Origin of the sequence: Bradyrhizobium sp. NC92, assembly GCF_025200865.1 — a bacterium.
Lineage (GTDB): Bacteria > Pseudomonadota > Alphaproteobacteria > Rhizobiales > Xanthobacteraceae > Bradyrhizobium.
In genome coordinates, this window is the sequence record NZ_CP104171.1 from 7683240 (window position 1) to 7698681 (window position 15442).

General features: G+C 64.8%; 19 protein-coding genes. 10 read left to right on the forward strand and 9 right to left on the reverse strand.

The genetic code is table 11. The annotated features are described in order from the left end of the window. Positions 1–11: 11 nt before the first annotated feature. A complete protein-coding gene (locus tag N2602_RS35710) occupies positions 12–446 on the reverse strand; it encodes an ester cyclase (protein WP_260381035.1) in 435 nt (144 codons plus the stop codon). Positions 447–560: 114 nt separating this feature from the next. Between N2602_RS35710 and N2602_RS35715 the strand changes: the two genes are divergently transcribed. The 4 genes from N2602_RS35715 (at position 561) to N2602_RS35730 (ending at position 3457) form a co-directional block, all read left to right on the forward strand. Continuing rightward, positions 561–1172: a TetR/AcrR family transcriptional regulator gene (locus tag N2602_RS35715; protein ID WP_212259306.1), complete on the forward strand. Its 612-nt coding sequence runs from the start codon at positions 561–563 to the stop codon at positions 1170–1172. A gap of 138 nt (positions 1173–1310) precedes the next feature. Beyond that, the gene (locus tag N2602_RS35720; protein ID WP_260381036.1) at positions 1311–2042 is read left to right on the forward strand and encodes a haloacid dehalogenase type II; all 732 of its coding nucleotides are present in this window, start codon (positions 1311–1313) and stop codon (positions 2040–2042) included. Positions 2043–2083: 41 nt separating this feature from the next. Further along, on the forward strand, positions 2084–2566 hold the full coding sequence (locus N2602_RS35725; protein WP_172787120.1) for a YbaK/EbsC family protein: 483 nt from the start codon (positions 2084–2086) through the stop codon (positions 2564–2566). Positions 2567–2611: 45 nt separating this feature from the next. Beyond that, on the forward strand, positions 2612–3457 hold the full coding sequence (locus tag N2602_RS35730) for an adenylate/guanylate cyclase domain-containing protein (RefSeq protein ID WP_172787182.1): 846 nt from the start codon (positions 2612–2614) through the stop codon (positions 3455–3457). Positions 3458–3510: 53 nt separating this feature from the next. On the opposite strand, the gene N2602_RS35735 is transcribed toward N2602_RS35730, so the two are convergent. Both N2602_RS35735 and N2602_RS35740 read right to left on the reverse strand, forming a co-directional pair. Then, positions 3511–3867, reverse strand: coding sequence for a hypothetical protein (locus tag N2602_RS35735; protein WP_172787119.1), 357 nt, complete (start codon positions 3865–3867; stop codon positions 3511–3513). A gap of 96 nt (positions 3868–3963) precedes the next feature. Beyond that, positions 3964–4950, reverse strand: coding sequence for a tripartite tricarboxylate transporter substrate binding protein (locus N2602_RS35740; protein WP_172787118.1), 987 nt, complete (start codon positions 4948–4950; stop codon positions 3964–3966). Between the two features lie 145 nt (positions 4951–5095). Here N2602_RS35740 and N2602_RS35745 point away from each other — a divergent pair, with 145 nt between their 5' ends. Then, positions 5096–5353, forward strand: a complete 258-nt coding sequence (locus N2602_RS35745) for a hypothetical protein (RefSeq protein WP_172787117.1) — start codon at positions 5096–5098, stop codon at positions 5351–5353. A gap of 104 nt (positions 5354–5457) precedes the next feature. Here N2602_RS35745 and N2602_RS35750 read toward each other — a convergent pair whose 3' ends face one another. Together N2602_RS35750 and N2602_RS35755 are read right to left on the reverse strand one after the other, a co-directional pair. Then, positions 5458–5979, reverse strand: a complete 522-nt coding sequence (locus N2602_RS35750) for an REP-associated tyrosine transposase (RefSeq protein WP_172787116.1) — start codon at positions 5977–5979, stop codon at positions 5458–5460. Between the two features lie 128 nt (positions 5980–6107). Beyond that, a complete protein-coding gene (locus N2602_RS35755) occupies positions 6108–7043 on the reverse strand; it encodes a LysR family transcriptional regulator (RefSeq protein WP_260381037.1) in 936 nt (311 codons plus the stop codon). Positions 7044–7161: 118 nt separating this feature from the next. On the opposite strand from N2602_RS35755, the gene N2602_RS35760 reads away from it, so the two are divergent. The 3 genes from N2602_RS35760 (at position 7162) to wrbA (ending at position 9401) form a co-directional block, all read left to right on the forward strand. Then, on the forward strand, positions 7162–7914 hold the full coding sequence (locus N2602_RS35760) for an SDR family NAD(P)-dependent oxidoreductase (protein ID WP_260381038.1): 753 nt from the start codon (positions 7162–7164) through the stop codon (positions 7912–7914). A 37-nt stretch (positions 7915–7951) separates the two neighbouring features. After that, positions 7952–8650 carry a pirin family protein gene (locus tag N2602_RS35765; RefSeq protein WP_260381039.1) on the forward strand — a complete coding sequence of 233 codons (699 nt, stop codon included), beginning with the start codon at positions 7952–7954 and terminating at the stop codon, positions 8648–8650. A 151-nt stretch (positions 8651–8801) separates the two neighbouring features. Then, on the forward strand, positions 8802–9401 hold the full coding sequence (gene wrbA / locus N2602_RS35770; protein WP_172787112.1) for an NAD(P)H:quinone oxidoreductase: 600 nt from the start codon (positions 8802–8804) through the stop codon (positions 9399–9401). A gap of 36 nt (positions 9402–9437) precedes the next feature. On the opposite strand, the gene N2602_RS35775 is transcribed toward wrbA, so the two are convergent. Continuing rightward, on the reverse strand, positions 9438–9914 hold the full coding sequence (locus tag N2602_RS35775) for an Lrp/AsnC family transcriptional regulator (RefSeq protein WP_260381040.1): 477 nt from the start codon (positions 9912–9914) through the stop codon (positions 9438–9440). Positions 9915–10036: 122 nt separating this feature from the next. Between N2602_RS35775 and N2602_RS35780 the strand changes: the two genes are divergently transcribed. Further along, positions 10037–10576, forward strand: a complete 540-nt coding sequence (locus N2602_RS35780; protein WP_260381041.1) for an alpha/beta hydrolase — start codon at positions 10037–10039, stop codon at positions 10574–10576. A 21-nt stretch (positions 10577–10597) separates the two neighbouring features. On the opposite strand, the gene N2602_RS35785 is transcribed toward N2602_RS35780, so the two are convergent. From N2602_RS35785 to N2602_RS35795, 3 genes are read right to left on the reverse strand one after another with little or no spacing between them, the layout of a single operon-like run. Beyond that, on the reverse strand, positions 10598–11743 hold the full coding sequence (locus N2602_RS35785; RefSeq protein ID WP_260381042.1) for a GNAT family N-acetyltransferase: 1146 nt from the start codon (positions 11741–11743) through the stop codon (positions 10598–10600). Then, positions 11740–13092 (reverse strand): O-antigen ligase, encoded by a 1353-nt coding sequence (locus tag N2602_RS35790; protein WP_260381043.1) that lies wholly within the window; start codon positions 13090–13092, stop codon positions 11740–11742. Before N2602_RS35790 ends, N2602_RS35785 begins: the two co-directional genes overlap by 4 nt. 3 nt (positions 13093–13095) lie before the next feature. Next, a complete protein-coding gene (locus N2602_RS35795) occupies positions 13096–14199 on the reverse strand; it encodes a glycosyltransferase family 1 protein (RefSeq protein ID WP_260381044.1) in 1104 nt (367 codons plus the stop codon). Positions 14200–14450: 251 nt separating this feature from the next. Here N2602_RS35795 and N2602_RS35800 point away from each other — a divergent pair, with 251 nt between their 5' ends. After that, the gene (locus N2602_RS35800; RefSeq protein ID WP_260381045.1) at positions 14451–15437 is read left to right on the forward strand and encodes a glycosyltransferase; all 987 of its coding nucleotides are present in this window, start codon (positions 14451–14453) and stop codon (positions 15435–15437) included. Positions 15438–15442: the final 5 nt, after the last annotated feature.

Sequence of the window (15442 nt, forward strand, 5' to 3'; positions counted from 1 at the left end):
CCCTCAGACGACTAGAGAACTTCGCCAAAGAGCTTCCGACGGACCTGATCGGTCGAGACCCCTGACTGCGCGCACAGGGCCGAGAGATCGAAGAAGAAGTATTCGCTTGCAATGAGGTCATTGCGGAAGGTGAAGCGGATAAAGACCGGAAGTTCGGCGCGCTTTCCGTTGGGAGTGACCCCAAAGCGGTCTCCCGTCATGGTCATTCGCACCTCTCCCCAGCAAACCAGCGTCTCGGCGTCGTTGGCGTGGCCGGACAGCACGACGTTGTAATCCGGGAAAGACTTGAAAAACCGCGCCAGCGCCGCCTCGTTTTCCGCAAGTCCCTTTGCGCGGGTGCCGAACGCGGGTCCTTCGAGCACCATGTCCCTGTCGAGAAATGCAAGTGCAGAGGCGACGTCTTGCCTGCACTTGGCAACAGCCAGACCCTGCGCCAGCTCGAACATCCGGTCTCCATTCACGGCAACCTCCTCGGTCTGACATACCATGACCATTCCACATACTATGAGTATGTGATATTCAATTTGCATGTTTCATGTCAAGCGGTATGTAAATGGCCTATGAACAAGGCTGCTACTGACCAACGAACGCGGCGTGAGGAATATGCGGAAGCCACCCGGCAAGCGCTGCTTGCTGCGGGGCGGGAAATATTCGCCCGTGAGGGTTATCAGGCCGCGGGCATCGAGGCGATTTCAAGAGCTGCGAGAGTGACGCGCGGTGCGTTCTATCACCACTTCGAGGATAAGAAGGCTCTGTTCGACGCCGTCGTCGTTTCGCTGCAATCGGATGCCGCTGCACGCGTGCAGGAGCTCTCCAAGCGGAAGTCGAAAATATGGGAGCGGCTCTACACCGGCATCGATGCGTATCTGGATGTTTCGATCGAGCCTGATTACGCGCGAATTGTGGTTCAAGAAGCGCCGGTCGTTCTCGGCCATGCCCGCTTCGCAGAGATCGAAGAGCAGTACCCAATGGCGCTTTTGAAGGCGACGCTGAGGGCGCTCAAGCGCGAAGGTGAGCTGGTCTTCGATGATATAGATCTGCTTGGACACATGCTTGACGCGGTCATTTGCGAGCTGTCGATCAAGCTTCCAACGGCGTCCGACCCCAAGAAAACCCGCATTCACGGTCGCAAGATCATAGAGGGGTTGCTGGACGCGTTTCGCCGTAAATAGCGGGCTGCGAGCACTTGGGTCCAGGGGCCGCCGGTCACGGTTGCAGTGGCAGACGTCCGTTGTTCCTTGGTAGGCTGGGGATGAGGTACCCTGCCGATCAAAGTTGCCCGTGACCACAACGGCCCGGAAGGACAGCCAATGAGCATCAAAGCCGTCGTCTTCGACGCCTATGGCACGCTCTACGACATCCAGTCGGTCGCTGACGTGACCGAGGATGCGTTTCCCGGCTATGGCGAGATCATCACGCAGGTCTGGCGCATCAAGCAGCTCGAATACACCTGGCTGCGCTCGCTGATGCAGCGCTACCAGGATTTTGACGCGGTCACGCGCGACTCGCTCGCCTATACGCTGCGCGTGCTCGGGCTGGCCTACGAGAACGAGACGTTCGAGCGCGTGATCGGGAAGTATCTGCATCTCGATCTCTATCCGGATGCGGCGGAAACGCTTGCGGCCCTGAGACCGCGCAAGCTCGCCATCCTCTCCAACGGCAGCCCGGACATGCTCGATGCGCTGGTGCGCAATTCCGGCCTCGATGCCCTGCTCGATGCCACCATCAGCGTGGACGCGAAGAAAATCTTCAAGCCGAGCCCACAGGCCTATGAGCTGGTCGGCGAGGTGCTCGGCACCGCGCCTGATGAGGTTCTGTTCGTCTCCTCCAATCCCTGGGACGCCGCCGGGGCGAAATCGTTCGGATTGAAGGTCGCCTGGATCGAGCGGGTGACGCCGGAAGCCATGGCGCTGGCTTGCGTCGAGAACGAACTCGTGGCACCGCTCACCATGTTCAGGGCGATCCGCACCCAAATGGACGAGCTCGGTTTCGCACCGGATCATCGTGTCCGCGCGCTCTCTGAGCTGCCAGGAGTCGCTTAGGGGTCGTCGCCCGCCTGCAAGATTGGAATGAGCTGCCCGGAATGAGCCTGCAATCCGTTCGCGCCTTCTTCGCCGAGAAAGCCCCCGATATTTCCGTCATCGAATCCCCGATCAGCTCCGCGACCGTGGCGCTGGCGGCCGAGGCCTATGGCGTCGAGCCCGGAATGATCGCCAAGACGCTGAGCTTGCGCGTCGGCGAGCGCGTGATCCTGATCGTCGCGAGCGGCACCTCGCGCATGGACAACAAGAAGGTAAAGGCGCAGTTCGGCGGCAAGCCGAAGATGCTGGGCCTGGAGGAAGTCGCCGAGATCACCGGGCACGAGGTCGGCGGCGTCTGCCCGTTCGGGCTGAAGTCGCCGCTGCCGGTCTATTGCGACGTCTCGCTGAAGGCGTTCGATGTCGTGGTGCCGGCGGCGGGCTCTACCCACAGTGCGGTGCGCATCACCCCCGATCGCATGGCCGAGCTGACCGCCGCCGAATGGGTGGACGTCTGCGAGGTCAGGCCGCAGGACGGCGCCGGATAACGATGCCTGGTTGCATTGCCGGTCAGGCGGGCTAGCATGGCGGCGATGACCGACGACAAGGTGAAACGACGACTGACCACCGTGCTGTGCGCTGACGTGTACGGCTATTCTCGTCTCATGGAAGCGGACGAGACCGGAACGCTGGAGACCCTCCGCCGCTACCGCGCGGCCATCGCGCGCCTGGTCGAGCGCCATGACGGCCGGATCGTGAACACCTGGGGCGATGCCGTGATCGCCGAGTTCGCCAGCGTCGTCGAGGCCGTGCAATGCGCGGTCGAGATTCAGCAGGAGATCTCCAGCCAGGCTTCGGATGCGTCCCAGGCCAACCCCATGCGGTTTCGCATCGGCATCAACCTCGGCGACGTGATGGTGGACGGCTCCGACATCTATGGCGACGGGGTCAATATCGCATCGCGCCTGCAGGAGCTCGCCGAGCCCGGCGGCGTCGTGATCTCGAGCTCCGTCTACGATCAGGTGCACAACAAACTAGCCGTTGGCTTCGACTGCCTCGGCCAGCGCCCGATGAAGAACATTGCTCCGCTGACCAGTTACCGGCTGACCCTGGGTGGCCAAGTGAGCGGTCAAGTGGGAGGTCAAGCCGCCGGGCCAGGGAGCTTCCCGTTCGAGGAGCGTGCAACGCCCTCAGAGCGAGCGCGGGCTCCGCGGATGGACGACAGGCGCGTGCCGTCGAATGTCGTCTCGGATTGGCTCGCAAGGCTGCCCCGCCCGGTTGCAGCGGCTCTCACGGTGTCGGCCTTCCTGATCCTGATCAATCTGTTCACCAGCAACAGGATCTGGTTTCACTGGCCGGTCGCAGCCATTCTGTTCGGTGTCGTCTTGCGGATGGTGCTCGGACCGCGTCCTCAATCGGGCAGCAGGCCGGAGCGCTGAACGAGGCGGCACGATCGCATGCCGGCGCGCATCTCTCATGCGCTCCTCAGAGCCTAATCGTCATATTCGTAATAAGGACGCGGTTGCCCGTACGGAGGTGGCGGCGGCGCATTGTTAAAGCGCGGCGGCGGCGCGGCACGATTGCGCGGGACCGGCTGCTGCGGTTGAGCCTGGTTGTTCGACTGGAACACGGCACGGCAGCCGCTGGAGAGCTGCGGGGTGTTCTGTTGCAGACACGCCACGATACGGTTCACATCGGGAATCTGATCGCTGCACAGCCGCCACACATCGGGCGTGCAAGCCATCTGCTGTTCCATCGTGCCGCGGTATTCCTGCGCGGACGCAGCGCTCTGCGCCACGATGCCGCCGACCGCAAGCGCCACACCCAGCGCAATCCGCTCTGCTCGCATGTCCAGATCCTTCCCAAGTCTTTCGAATTATCTTCAATCAATGAGACGAGGGCTTGTTCTGGACCAACAACAAAATGTGAAAAGCGCGGCTGGAACCTACTCCACCTTGCCGATCTTCCTCACCGCCGCGATCAGACGCGCGCTGTCGGCGGCGATGAACTGCGCGAAGGCCGGCGCGTCCTGATAGGCGACGAGGCTGCCCGAGGTCTCGAACGCCTTGAGCACATCAGGACTCGTCATCACCTGCGCCATCGCCTCACGCAGGCGGGTCGCGATCGGCGCAGGAAGAGAACTCTGTGCGAAGAGCCCGGCCCAGATGTAAAACTCGACGTCCTTGTAGCCGAGCTCCTGGAAGGTCGGCACGTCCGGGAAGCTCGCGATGCGCTGCGCGCCGCAATTGCCGAGTACGCGCAGCCTGCCGTCGTCGACCTGCGGTTTCAGCGTGCCCGGTGCGGCGGCGATCGCCTGCACGGTGCCGCCGAGGATCGCGGTCAGCGCAGGGCCCGCGCCGCGGAACGGCACGTGCAGCAGCTTGATGCCCGCGCTGCTCGCGAACATCTCCATCGCGACATGCAGCGTGCCGTACGGCCCGGACGAGCCATAGGCGATCTGGCCCGGCCGCGTCTTCGCATCCTCGACGAAATCCTGCGCGGTCTTCCACGGCGCCGAGGCCGGCACCGCGAGCAGCGTCGGATCGGCGAGCACGCGCGCGATCGGCATGAACTGCGAGACCTCGTACGCGACAGGCCGGTCGAACAGCCGGTCGGCCTCGGGGAGCACCGCGAGCGAGGACAGCGTCATCAGCAGTGTGTAACCGTCGGGCTCGGCACGCGCGGCCGCGGCATTGCCGACCGATCCGCCGCCGCCTCCCGCCCGGTTGTCGACGATCACGGGCTTGCCGAGGATCCGCTCCAGGGCCTGTGCCACGGGACGCGCCGCGAGGTCGGCCTGTCCGCCGGCCGGGAACGGCACGATCATGGTGATGTTGCGCGCCGGATAGGCTTGCGCGAACGCGCTCTCCGGTAGGGCTGCCCGCACCAACGGCAATGCCGCAGCGGCGCGCAAGAGATCGCGGCGATCCATGGCGGGCCTCCCCTGATTTTCTTTGTTCACGGGCCAGCCTAACGTAGGGACGGCCAGGAACAAGACGTTTACCGAGCGTTAGCCATGTCCAGGGTGGCCAGGAACGCCGGCCTGCAGCCATTGTTGGCCTTCCAGGGAGTGAGTGATGCACAATCTTGGAACCATCGACGTCGCCTTGGACGAGATGCTGGTGAATCTCGCAGCGATCGTGTTGCGGCTTTCGACGCCCGAATTGACGCGAACGCCGGAAGCGCGGCGCGCGCTGGCGCAATCCGTCCATCAATACGGGGTGTGCGCGGCGCGGTCGAGCGACCCACGCGTTCACGAATTGAAGGCGCAATTGGAGGGGACGCTGAAGCCGAGCCTGCGCGTAGTCGCGAGCCATGGCGTGAAGGTGTCGTAGCGAGATGGTGGGCACGCTTCGCTTTGCCCACGCTACGATAGCTGCGCTTGCGATAGATCTCGTAGGGTGGGCAAAGGCGCGCTCTTCGCGCGCCGTGCCCACCGTCATTCGCCAAACTGGCCTGCGATGTCCCGCATATCCCCTCCCCAATCCACTGGCAGGATGCCCTGGTCGACGTAGCGATGGAAGCTGCTGAGAGACCAATCGCGCACGCGCTTGACGAGGCCGTGCTTCACTGGATTGAAATGAATGTAGTCAACGTGGCGCTCCAGATCGGCATCGTCGCGAATGGCATGCTCCCAGTAGCGGCGCTGCCAGATTCCCTTTTCGCGCTTGAGCAGCTTGCTTGCCGAGCGCTCCTGCGGTTCTATCCCGCGCGAAAAGCCGCCCTTGATCAGATTCCACCGCGACGAAAAATTGACGTCGCGGTCCGGAAGCGACCAAATTGCATGGAGATGATCGGGCAGGATACAGATCGCGATCGTTTCGAACGGGCGGCGTTGCTGGACCGTCTGATAAATTCGCCTCAGGCGATCAACGTGATCCACGAGCAACGTGTTTGAACGATCGGCGAGCACGACTGTGAAGAAGAACATGCTGCCCTGCGCGCGCCGATATCGAGACACTTGTGATCCCCTCGGGCAAAGACGTGGGCACGCTTCGCTTTGCCCACCCTACGATAGTTGGGTTTAGGATAGAGTAGCGAGATTCCATAGGCAAAGGCGCGCCTTTCGCGCCCTGCCCCGACCAAACATCAAGGCACTCTCACACCCTTCTTCGGCCGCCGCTTGCACGTGCCGGGCAGCTTCGCTGCGAGGAAATCGGCGAGCGCTTCGACGCGTGCGGGGCGGGGGCCGCCGGGCGGGGTCACGAGGTGCACGGCGCCTTCGGCCTGCTTCCAGTCCTTCAGGATCACTTCGACCTCGCCTGACAAGATCGCTTCACCGACGATGAATTCCGGCAGCTCGGCGATGCCGAGACCCGCGATCAGCGCCGGCATCACGGCTTCGCCGTTGTTGACGCGAAGCTGGCCGCCCGGGCGCACGCTGGCCTGCTCGCCGGCCGAATTGGTGTAGTGCCAGACGTTGGGCGTGGAGAGATAGGCGTAGCTGAAGCATTTGTGCTCGGCGAGATGCATCGGGTGCGTCGGCCGGCCGTGTTGCTTGAGATAGGACGGCGCGGCGACCGTGTAGCGCGGCATGGTGAAGAGCCGCCGCGCGATCAGCGACGAGTCGGGCAGCCGCGCAATCCGCACCGCCATGTCGAAACCTTCGCCGATCAGATCCACGGTCGCATCGCTCAAATGCAGGTCGACGGAGACTTCCGGATAGGCCTGAAAGAACTCGGGCAGCAGCGGCGCCACCGCCTTGATGCCAAACGTCATGGGGACGGCGAGCCGCACCAGGCCGCGCGGCGCCACCGACTGTGCCAGCGCCTCGTTCTCGGCGGCCTCGCCGTCGGCCAAGAGGCGCGTCGCACGCTCGGCCAGCTTGTGGCCGGCATCGGTCAGCGCGAGCCGGCGCGAGGTGCGGTTGAACAGGCGGGCGCCCAGCCGCTCCTCGAGCCGCGTGACCGCCTTGGACACCGTGGCCTTGGACATCCCAAGCTCGCTCGCGGCCCCGGCAAAGGACCGCAGCTCCACGACTTTTGCGAAGATCGCGAGTGCCTCGAAGTCGGGGAGTTTTGCCATGGCGGGCGGTCCTGAGGGGCATTTAAGGAAACAATACGTTTCAACAGTTTCTATTTCTATACCACAGGCGAGAGCTTATCCAAGAGCCATCAGACATTCGGAACATGGAGAAACTCCAATGACCAAGAAGCTCTCAGGCAAGGTTGCCCTCGTCACCGGCGGTTCGCGCGGCATCGGCGCGGCCTCGGCCCGCGCACTCGCCGATCAAGGCGCTGATGTCGCCATCAGCTACGTCGCCTCGCCCGACAAGGCCGAGGCCGTCGTCGCCGAGCTGAAGGCGAAGGGCGTCAAGGCGCGTGCGTTCAAGGCCGACCAGGCTTCGGCGAAGGACGTGACACAGCTCGTCAACGACGTCGCAAAGGAATTCGGCCATCTCGACATCCTCGTCAACAATGCCGGTGTCGCCGCCGGCGGCGCGACCGACGATGCCAAGGCCGACACTGAAGCGCTGGAGCGGCAGGACCAAGTCAACGTTCACGGCGTGATCGCGGCGATCCGCGCCGCCTCGCAGCTGATGGGTGAAGGCGGCCGTATCGTCACCGTCGGCTCGATGCTCGCGGACCGCGCCACATTCCCTGGCCTTGCGGACTACGTCGCCACCAAGGCGGCCGTGGTCGGCTACACCAAGGGCGCGGCGCGCGACCTCGGCCCGCGCGGCATCACCGTGAACGTGGTGCAGCCCGGCTCGATCGACACCGACATGAATCCGAAGGACGGCGGCGAGTTCGCCGAAGCGCAGCGCAAGCAGCACGCGGTGCAGCGCTTCGGCCGCCCCGAGGAGGTCGCCGCGGGAATCGTGTTCCTCGCAAGCCCGGAAGCCTCCTTCGTCACCGGCACCGTGCTCAACGTCGACGGCGGGTTCGGCGCCTGAACAAGGCGCCGCTCGTCCAACCCAGGGAATTACGAAGATGATCGAACTCAGACCTTTCAATAAACTCGGCGGAGCCGATCACGGCTGGCTAAAAGCAAAACATCATTTCTCGTTCGCCAGCCACTATGATCCGAACAACATGGGCCACGGCGCGTTGCGGGTGTGGAACGACGACGAGATCGCGCCGAACACCGGCTTTCCCGCCCATCCCCACGCCAACATGGAGATCATCACCTATGTGCGCGAGGGCGCGATCACCCATCAGGACAGCCTGGGCAACCAGGGCCGCACTGAAGCGGGCGACGTGCAGGTGATGAGCGCCGGCAGCGGCATCCGCCACTCCGAGTACAATCTCGAGCCGACCAGGACGCGGATCTTCCAGATCTGGATCGAGCCGACCGAGCGCGGCGGGCAGCCGACCTGGGGCTCAAAACCATTTCCGAAGGCGGACCGCTCCGGCAAGCTCGTCACCATCGCGAGCGGCTTCGAGGATGACACGGATGCGCTCCCGATCCGCGCCGATGCGCGGGTGCTCGCCACCACGCTGAAGGCGGGCGAGAGCGCCGAGTACGCGCCGCAGGCGTCGCGGCATCTCTATCTGGTGCCGGCGGCAGGCTCCGTCGAGATCAACGGTGTCCGGGTCAACGCCCGCGACGGCGCTGCGATCCGCGATGAGGCCAAGCTGAAGATCACGGCGCTGGAAGATTCCGAGCTCGTGCTCGTCGACGCCGCGTAAACCGCATCCACATGAACTCGTCATGCCCGGCCTTGAGCCGGGCATCCATCGCCCTTCGCAAGGAGCTGTTCAAAGAACGATGGGTTGCCGGGTCAAGCCCGGCAACGACACCGAACAGAACGACTCATTTCTTCCCCCAACGGAGACCACCATGACTAAAGTTCTCGTCCTCTATTATTCCGCCTATGGCCACATCGAGGCAATGGCCAATGCCGTCGCCGAAGGCGCGCGCGAGGCCGGCGCGACCGTCGACATCAAGCGGGTGCCCGAGCTGGTGCCGGCCGAGGTCGCCAAAGCCTCCTATTACAAGCTCGACCAGGCAGCCCCCGTTGCGAAGATCGAGGACCTCGCCAATTACGATGCGATCGTCATCGGCACCGGCACCCGCTTCGGCCGCATGGCCTCGCAGATGGCGAACTTCCTCGACCAGGCCGGCGGCCTCTGGGCCAAGGGCGCACTGCACGGCAAGGTCGGCGGCGCCTTCACGTCCAGCGCGACTCAGCACGGCGGCCAGGAGACCACACTGTTCTCGATCATCACCAACTTGCTGCATTTCGGCATGGTCGTGGTCGGCATGAACTACGGCTTTGCCGGCCAGATGAAGCTCGACGAGGTTACGGGCGGCGCGCCCTACGGCGCCACCACGATCACCGGCGGCGACGGCAGCCGCCAGCCCAGCGCCAACGAGCTCGCCGGCGCGCGCTATCAGGGCCGCCAGATCGCGGAGACCGCCAAAAAGCTGCATGGCTGATGCGGCCCGAGCGGCATTCCCTCGAGGAATGCCACCTCAGCTCCGCTCGATCTTCCTCCTGACGAGGTCCTTGCCGATCGGCCGCACGGGTTCGCTCCGTAGCACCAGCGAGGTCGTCACAGCGCCGAAACCGGCAATGCGATCCACGATGGTCTCGAGATTCTCCGGCGCCGGAACGAGCACCTTGAGCACGAAACAGTCATCGCCCGTGACGCGATGGACTTCGATGATGTGAGGGATTTCGCTGAACCGTTTGAGGCAGGTCTTGATGTGCTCGTGCGAGGTGCGCAGGCGCACCAGCGCCATCAGGCCGAGCCCGAGGGCGCGCGGGTTGATGCGGGCGCCGTAGCCCTCGATGATGCCGGCTTCCTCGAGCCGCTTGACGCGTTCGGACACGGCCGGCTGGGACAGCCCGACGGAACGGCCGAGCTCGGACAACGGCACGCGCGCATTGGCTTGCAGCGCCTCGAGGATCTTCAAATCCTTGGCATCGATGCTCCCGAAGCGATCCAACTCAATTCTCCGTTCCACCTTGAGATCATCGGCAGATGGTCGATTTCGCCGATGACTTGCCATGTGATGCAGGACCGCAATCGGTCACACTGCGGCGTCACCTCAGATATCACGGGACGTACATGCACGACATCATCACATTGCCTGGGCTCGGCGGCTCCGGAGATAATCACTGGCAGACGCTATGGGAGCGCGCCGATGCGCGCTTCACGCGCTTCCGGCCGGCGAGCTGGGACCAGCCGGAGCTCGACGACTGGGAGCAGGCCCTGGAGCACGCGGTCGCGCGCTGCGCCAGGCCGCCCGTCCTGGTCGCACACAGCCTCGCCTGCCTGCTGGTGGCGCACTGGGCCGTGCGCTTCCCTTCCGCGATTGCGGGCGCCTTTCTGGTCGCCGTGCCCGATCCGGACGGCAGCCGTTTTCCCGCGGAGGCCGCGGCGTTCAAGCCGGTCCCCCGCCGCGCGTTGCGCTTTCCCGCGCTGATCATCGCGAGCACGAATGATCCATATGGAGCGCTCGAGGTGACGCGGCGGCGGGCGCAGGACTGGCAGTCCGGCCTGATCGTGCCGGGCGCGCTCGGCCACATCAATGCCGCGAGCGGGCTCGGCGACTGGCCGCAAGGACGCGCGTTGCTGGATGCCTTCCGCGCGGGCCTTCCGAGATGATAGCGAAACAGACGGCGCTGGTCAGCGCGCGCCCTTGCCCATCGCCCGCGCGGCGAAGGCAGCGAGCCTGGGGTGACGGCGCAGGCCCTGCGCGGCGTGATCGCGCCAGGCATAGGGCAGACCGCGCCAGGACAGCGCGACGCTGACGTCGGTCAGCGGCACCCTCTCGGCAAGGAAACGGCGCTTGTAGGCTTGATTGCCGATGCTGAGGTCGAAACGTCGCACGCCCTGTGCATGCAGTGCGGCCATGGTGCGCTCGGTGACGAGCAGGCCCGGCGAGCAGTTCGACCATGGATCGCCGGCATGGCTGATGCGCAGCAGGAAATAGGTCGCGCCATGCTTGACGCCGAGCGCGGTGGCGACGACGCCTTCGTCGCACACCAGCGCCGAGACCATGGCATAACCGTCCGCCACGCCGCGGCGGACGACCTCGCGATAGAATCGCGCATGGGTCTCGTCGTTGAGAACGAACGGCGATTTGAGCTTTCGCATGCGCGCCTGCTGCTGGACATCCATCACGTCCAATAGCTCGTGCGCACGCCCGACATCGGCGGCGATCTCGAACCGTGCGCCGGCATGACGGCTGAAGACCCGCCAGCAGCGCCCCATCTGCAGGCGCTTGATCGAGGCCTGATAGTGGTCATAGGCGTCGTCCATCGACACGAGATTGCCGTTGAGCGAGGAGGATCCGATCCGGCCGAGCGCGACCAGCGGGTTCGGCTTACCGCCGATTTGGGCCGGCATCTTCTTCAGGCGCAGCAGATCGAGACGGTCGGGCAGCGCGCGCAACGCGCCGATCAGCGCCGTGTTGATCGTGTCCGCCGCGCCCGCATCCAACGCGGCATCAAGCGCCAGGATCGGTGCGTTGTTGTCGGAGACGCCGAGGTCCGCGAACTCGACGATGCGGATGCCGCGCCTGACATGGCTGATCATCGGCACGACCGCGATGTCCTTGCCGGTGGCGGCATCGGAAATCAATGCGATCAGCGGAGCGACGTCGTGAAACGCCGCGTACCAGGCGCCGAGCCAGCCGACATGCTGAAACGCGGTGCGGTGCCCCGCGCTCAGGCGCAAGGCCGCGTGCCGCCAATCCCGCAGGACGTCGACGGCGACGGCCGACGCGCGGGACGCAAAGTCATCGGGCTGATCGAGGCTGAGGAAGGTCATCCGCGGGGCTCGATCTGCTCGACGCATTGAAACCTGGCCAGGAAGTGCAGTCCGGCCACCGACAGCGCGAATATGAACCAGATCGGATTCTGCCGTTCGAGCAGGAAGGTCTCGGTGGTGCCGTAATAAAGGCCGAACAACCACACGGTCAGGAACAGCTTGGCAAGTGCGCCACTGCGGCTGTGAGCCTGGGCCGTCTGGAAATTGCCGAGCGGGGCCAGCACGAAGATGAGAATCACGAGCAGCAGCCCCGGCAAGCCGATGGTGACCGCGAGATCGAGGTAGCTGTTGTGGCTGTGCGCCGCCGACGTCGCCCATTCGGCGCCCTGGGCGGTGGCCCGCGCACTGACGTCGTCCCAGAACGCCGCATAGCCGTGGCCAATGATCGGCTTCTCGGCGACGGCCGCGAGCGCGAAGTCCCAGATCGCGGAGCGTCCGGTGAAGGTGGGATCGAGCGGAAGCAGCCGCGTCATCGACGCGAGCACAGGGCTGAGGACGCTGCCGACGGTCAACAGGTTCATCGCAACCAGCGGCACGAAGCAGATGATCCGCTTCAGCCAGAGGCCTGGGGTGACATAGACCAGTGATGCGAGCGCGTAGATCGCGAGGCACAGCACCGACGACGTCTTGCCGCCGGTGAAGATTAGGAAGGTGCCGGCCAGCACGGCGATCACGGGCCCGATCACGAACGAGCCGACGGCGGACAGGTAGAAGCCGACATAGACCAGGATCGTCATCACGGCCGAGGCGATGTTCTTGTGGCCGAAGCTGCCGCGCCAGTCGCCGGCGAGCTGCGGCTCGGTGACGTCGAGCGCCGTGTGGATCGCATATTGCGGGGCGAGGAAGACGCCGAGATAGCACAGCGTGAGCAGCACGAGTGCGGCGGCACCGAGGCAAAAACTGAAGCTGCGCTGCGTCGGCGGCAGCAACGGCAACACGATGGCGAGCGACGTCACGCTGACCGCGAGCACGAATCGCTGCATCGAGACGCCGCGGCTCTCGGAAAAGGCGATATTGATCGCGAGCCAGCCCAGCAGGCAAAGATGCAACGGTGTCACCAGGCTCTTCAGCGCGGGCGCATCCGTGGCTGCGACACACAGCATTGCCACCGCCGCCAGGAGGCCCCAGGCGACATAGGTCAGCGCCATTCGTCCGCCGACGATGATGGTGACGTCGGGATTGCGCAGGTCCGGGAACGGATCGAGCGTCACCAGCACCAGCAGCAGCGCCCCGACCGCGACGAGGCAGCGCGCCAGCGGCACGGCATCGAGACCTGCAAGGCGATCGCGCAGGATATGGCCGAACGATTGGGCCTCGACGTCGGTCATGTCTGCGGCGCTGCGGTCCATGGCTCAAGACATTTGGTGACGCCGGTGAAGCTTCCGGTCCTGGCTCGACACTTCTGACGCTCCGTCAACGGGCGTTGCGGAGGTCTGCGACACCGCGGGCTGCCGCATGATGCCCAGCGCGATCTCGTAGTATTGCAGCGCCCGTTGCTCCAGCGTGAGATTGTCCAGGATGTAGCCGCGGGGATCGAACGCGCCTGCGTTGCACCCGGCCCAGAACTTGTCCCAGCCGGCCTCGAAGCCCGCGACGTCGGTGAACTTGACGCCGCAGCGTTCGTCCCAATAGGGCACCGAGGACACCGGCGCGAACTGCACGCGGTGCGGATAATAATCGGGGTCGCGCCACGGTCCGCCCGGATCCCAGGCAAACACCGGAACGCCGCAGGACAAGGCCTGTTGATAGGCAATGCCCTGGCTCTCGCTCTGGCACAGGAAGATCATCGCGCGCGAACGCCCGAGCGCGTCCTGATAATCCGCTTCCTTATAGCTGCCGTAGCGCAGCTCCGTGAACGAGCGGCCTTCCTTGACGAGCCGGGCGCGAACGGGCTCGATCATCTCCGGCGCGTAGCGCTCGCGGTCCCAGTGCACCTTGTCGTAGATCAGGACATCGACGGTCTTTTGCGCTCGAGCCGACGGCGCCCAGAGATTCGTGTCGATGCCGACAGGCCAGGCCTCGGTCTCGGGCCAATATGGCCGGTACATGTCGACGTACCAGGGACCGGGCACCACGACCTTCTTCACCGGCAGACGCTTGAACAAGTCGGGGTCGTCGAGCGGATGATTGTGGGCGGCAACGCCGAGCAGGATCGGGTTCTTCCACGCGAACTTGTCGAGCAGGAAGGTGCGACCGACGATGCAGGCGAGCTCGTCGGGATGTTGCGCGATATAACCGTAGTCGTTGACGCGGTAGCGAATGCCGAGCCGGTCGAGCCCCGCACAGAGATTGAGGAACACGCGCAGCTGGCCGCTCATGCGCGGCTCGCCGAGCAGCAACCGGCGGGCCATGCGCCGCAGATGCCGGTCGCCGGGAAACCAGCGGTCGTCCTTGTCCTCATAGAAGAGGTTCAGGATCATCGCATCGGGGTCGTGTTCGAACGTGTTTGCGGGCACTGGATTCCATCCGCGGCAGTCCGATGCGCATTCTCGCACGGGGCCGTCTGCCGCACTCTTTGAAATTTGCCACAGGCTTAATGCCAGCGACTTAACGTTATTCTACGAAACCGGCGAGACGCGGGCCTTCTCGGCAACGGGTTCGAGCGCAATGCGGGTATCATCCGAGGCCGCCGGACTTGGCGATCGTCAGCGTTTCTCGGCGCGGCACACGGGTCCTGGTTAACAGATCATTAAAGGCGAGCCGTAGCGTGATCACCGCCGAAGAGGTTCTCGAACTGCCAGCCGCCTCACGCGCGACAGTGCCGGCGCGCTTGCCGCTTCAGGTCGGCTCGACCACATCGGTATCGGTCGTCATTCCCGCCAAGAACGCTGCGGCCTATGTCGGCGAAACCCTCGCCAGCGCACTGGCGCAACGCGAGGTGACCGAGGTGATCGTCGTCGACGACGGCTCGGCCGACCAAACCGTTGCGATCGTGCGCGGCGTGCGTGACCCGCGGCTGCGCTTGATCCGCAACGATTCCGCCGGCGTATCGGCCGCGCGCAATCTCGGCGCGCGACAGGCCAGCGGCGAGTGGCTGCTCTTTCTCGATGCCGACGATCGCCTGCGCCCTGGTGCGGTGGCGGCGCTGCTCGCTGCGGCGCGCGGCGCGCCGCGCGCCGTTCTCGTCTATGGCGACTACAACACGATCGACAGCGAAGGTCGCCAGATCGGCCGGCGCGGCCTCTTGAAGGGGCGCCGGAAGCCGTCCGGCGACGTGCTGACGCGACTCGCCGCCGGCAACTTCATCGTCAATGGCGGCATCGCGCTCGCACGCGCGGAAGCTTTCCGGGCCATCGGCGGCTTCGATACGTCCCTTAGATATTGCGAGGACTGGCATTGCTGGTGCCGCCTCGCTGCGATCGGCGAGTTCGAGTTCGCGCCGGAGCTGCTGCTCGATTATCGTCTGCACACGGCCAACACCATGAACGCCGCAGTCCGGACGCCAAAGGACTTTTTCCCAGCCGTTGCGCGGGTGTTCGATGACGGGTTGATCCTGGCGCGACTGCCCGGGCGGATGACGGCCGGGCTGCGTCTCGCCGCCGAGATTCATCTCGTCACCTACTCGGCGATGCAGGCGGTCCGCTTCGGCAGGTATCGCCAGGCGTTCGCTTATCTCGCGATGATCGGCCGGCGGTCGCTCAGATCGCTGCCACGCTCGGCCATCCGGGTCGCCCTCGCCCGCTTCGGCATCTAGTCCCC

Coding starts and splice junctions, on each gene's coding strand:
- N2602_RS35710 (WP_260381035.1), bottom strand. CDS start 446: ATGTTCGAGCTGGCGCAGGGTCTGGCTGTTGCCAAGTGCAGGCAAGAC.
- N2602_RS35715 (WP_212259306.1), top strand. CDS start 561: ATGAACAAGGCTGCTACTGACCAACGAACGCGGCGTGAGGAATATGCG.
- N2602_RS35720 (WP_260381036.1), top strand. CDS start 1,311: ATGAGCATCAAAGCCGTCGTCTTCGACGCCTATGGCACGCTCTACGAC.
- N2602_RS35725 (WP_172787120.1), top strand. CDS start 2,084: ATGAGCCTGCAATCCGTTCGCGCCTTCTTCGCCGAGAAAGCCCCCGAT.
- N2602_RS35730 (WP_172787182.1), top strand. CDS start 2,612: ATGACCGACGACAAGGTGAAACGACGACTGACCACCGTGCTGTGCGCT.
- N2602_RS35735 (WP_172787119.1), bottom strand. CDS start 3,867: ATGCGAGCAGAGCGGATTGCGCTGGGTGTGGCGCTTGCGGTCGGCGGC.
- N2602_RS35740 (WP_172787118.1), bottom strand. CDS start 4,950: ATGGATCGCCGCGATCTCTTGCGCGCCGCTGCGGCATTGCCGTTGGTG.
- N2602_RS35745 (WP_172787117.1), top strand. CDS start 5,096: ATGCACAATCTTGGAACCATCGACGTCGCCTTGGACGAGATGCTGGTG.
- N2602_RS35755 (WP_260381037.1), bottom strand. CDS start 7,043: ATGGCAAAACTCCCCGACTTCGAGGCACTCGCGATCTTCGCAAAAGTC.
- N2602_RS35760 (WP_260381038.1), top strand. CDS start 7,162: ATGACCAAGAAGCTCTCAGGCAAGGTTGCCCTCGTCACCGGCGGTTCG.
- N2602_RS35765 (WP_260381039.1), top strand. CDS start 7,952: ATGATCGAACTCAGACCTTTCAATAAACTCGGCGGAGCCGATCACGGC.
- wrbA (WP_172787112.1), top strand. CDS start 8,802: ATGACTAAAGTTCTCGTCCTCTATTATTCCGCCTATGGCCACATCGAG.
- N2602_RS35780 (WP_260381041.1), top strand. CDS start 10,037: ATGCACGACATCATCACATTGCCTGGGCTCGGCGGCTCCGGAGATAAT.
- N2602_RS35785 (WP_260381042.1), bottom strand. CDS start 11,743: ATGACCTTCCTCAGCCTCGATCAGCCCGATGACTTTGCGTCCCGCGCG.
- N2602_RS35790 (WP_260381043.1), bottom strand. CDS start 13,092: ATGGACCGCAGCGCCGCAGACATGACCGACGTCGAGGCCCAATCGTTC.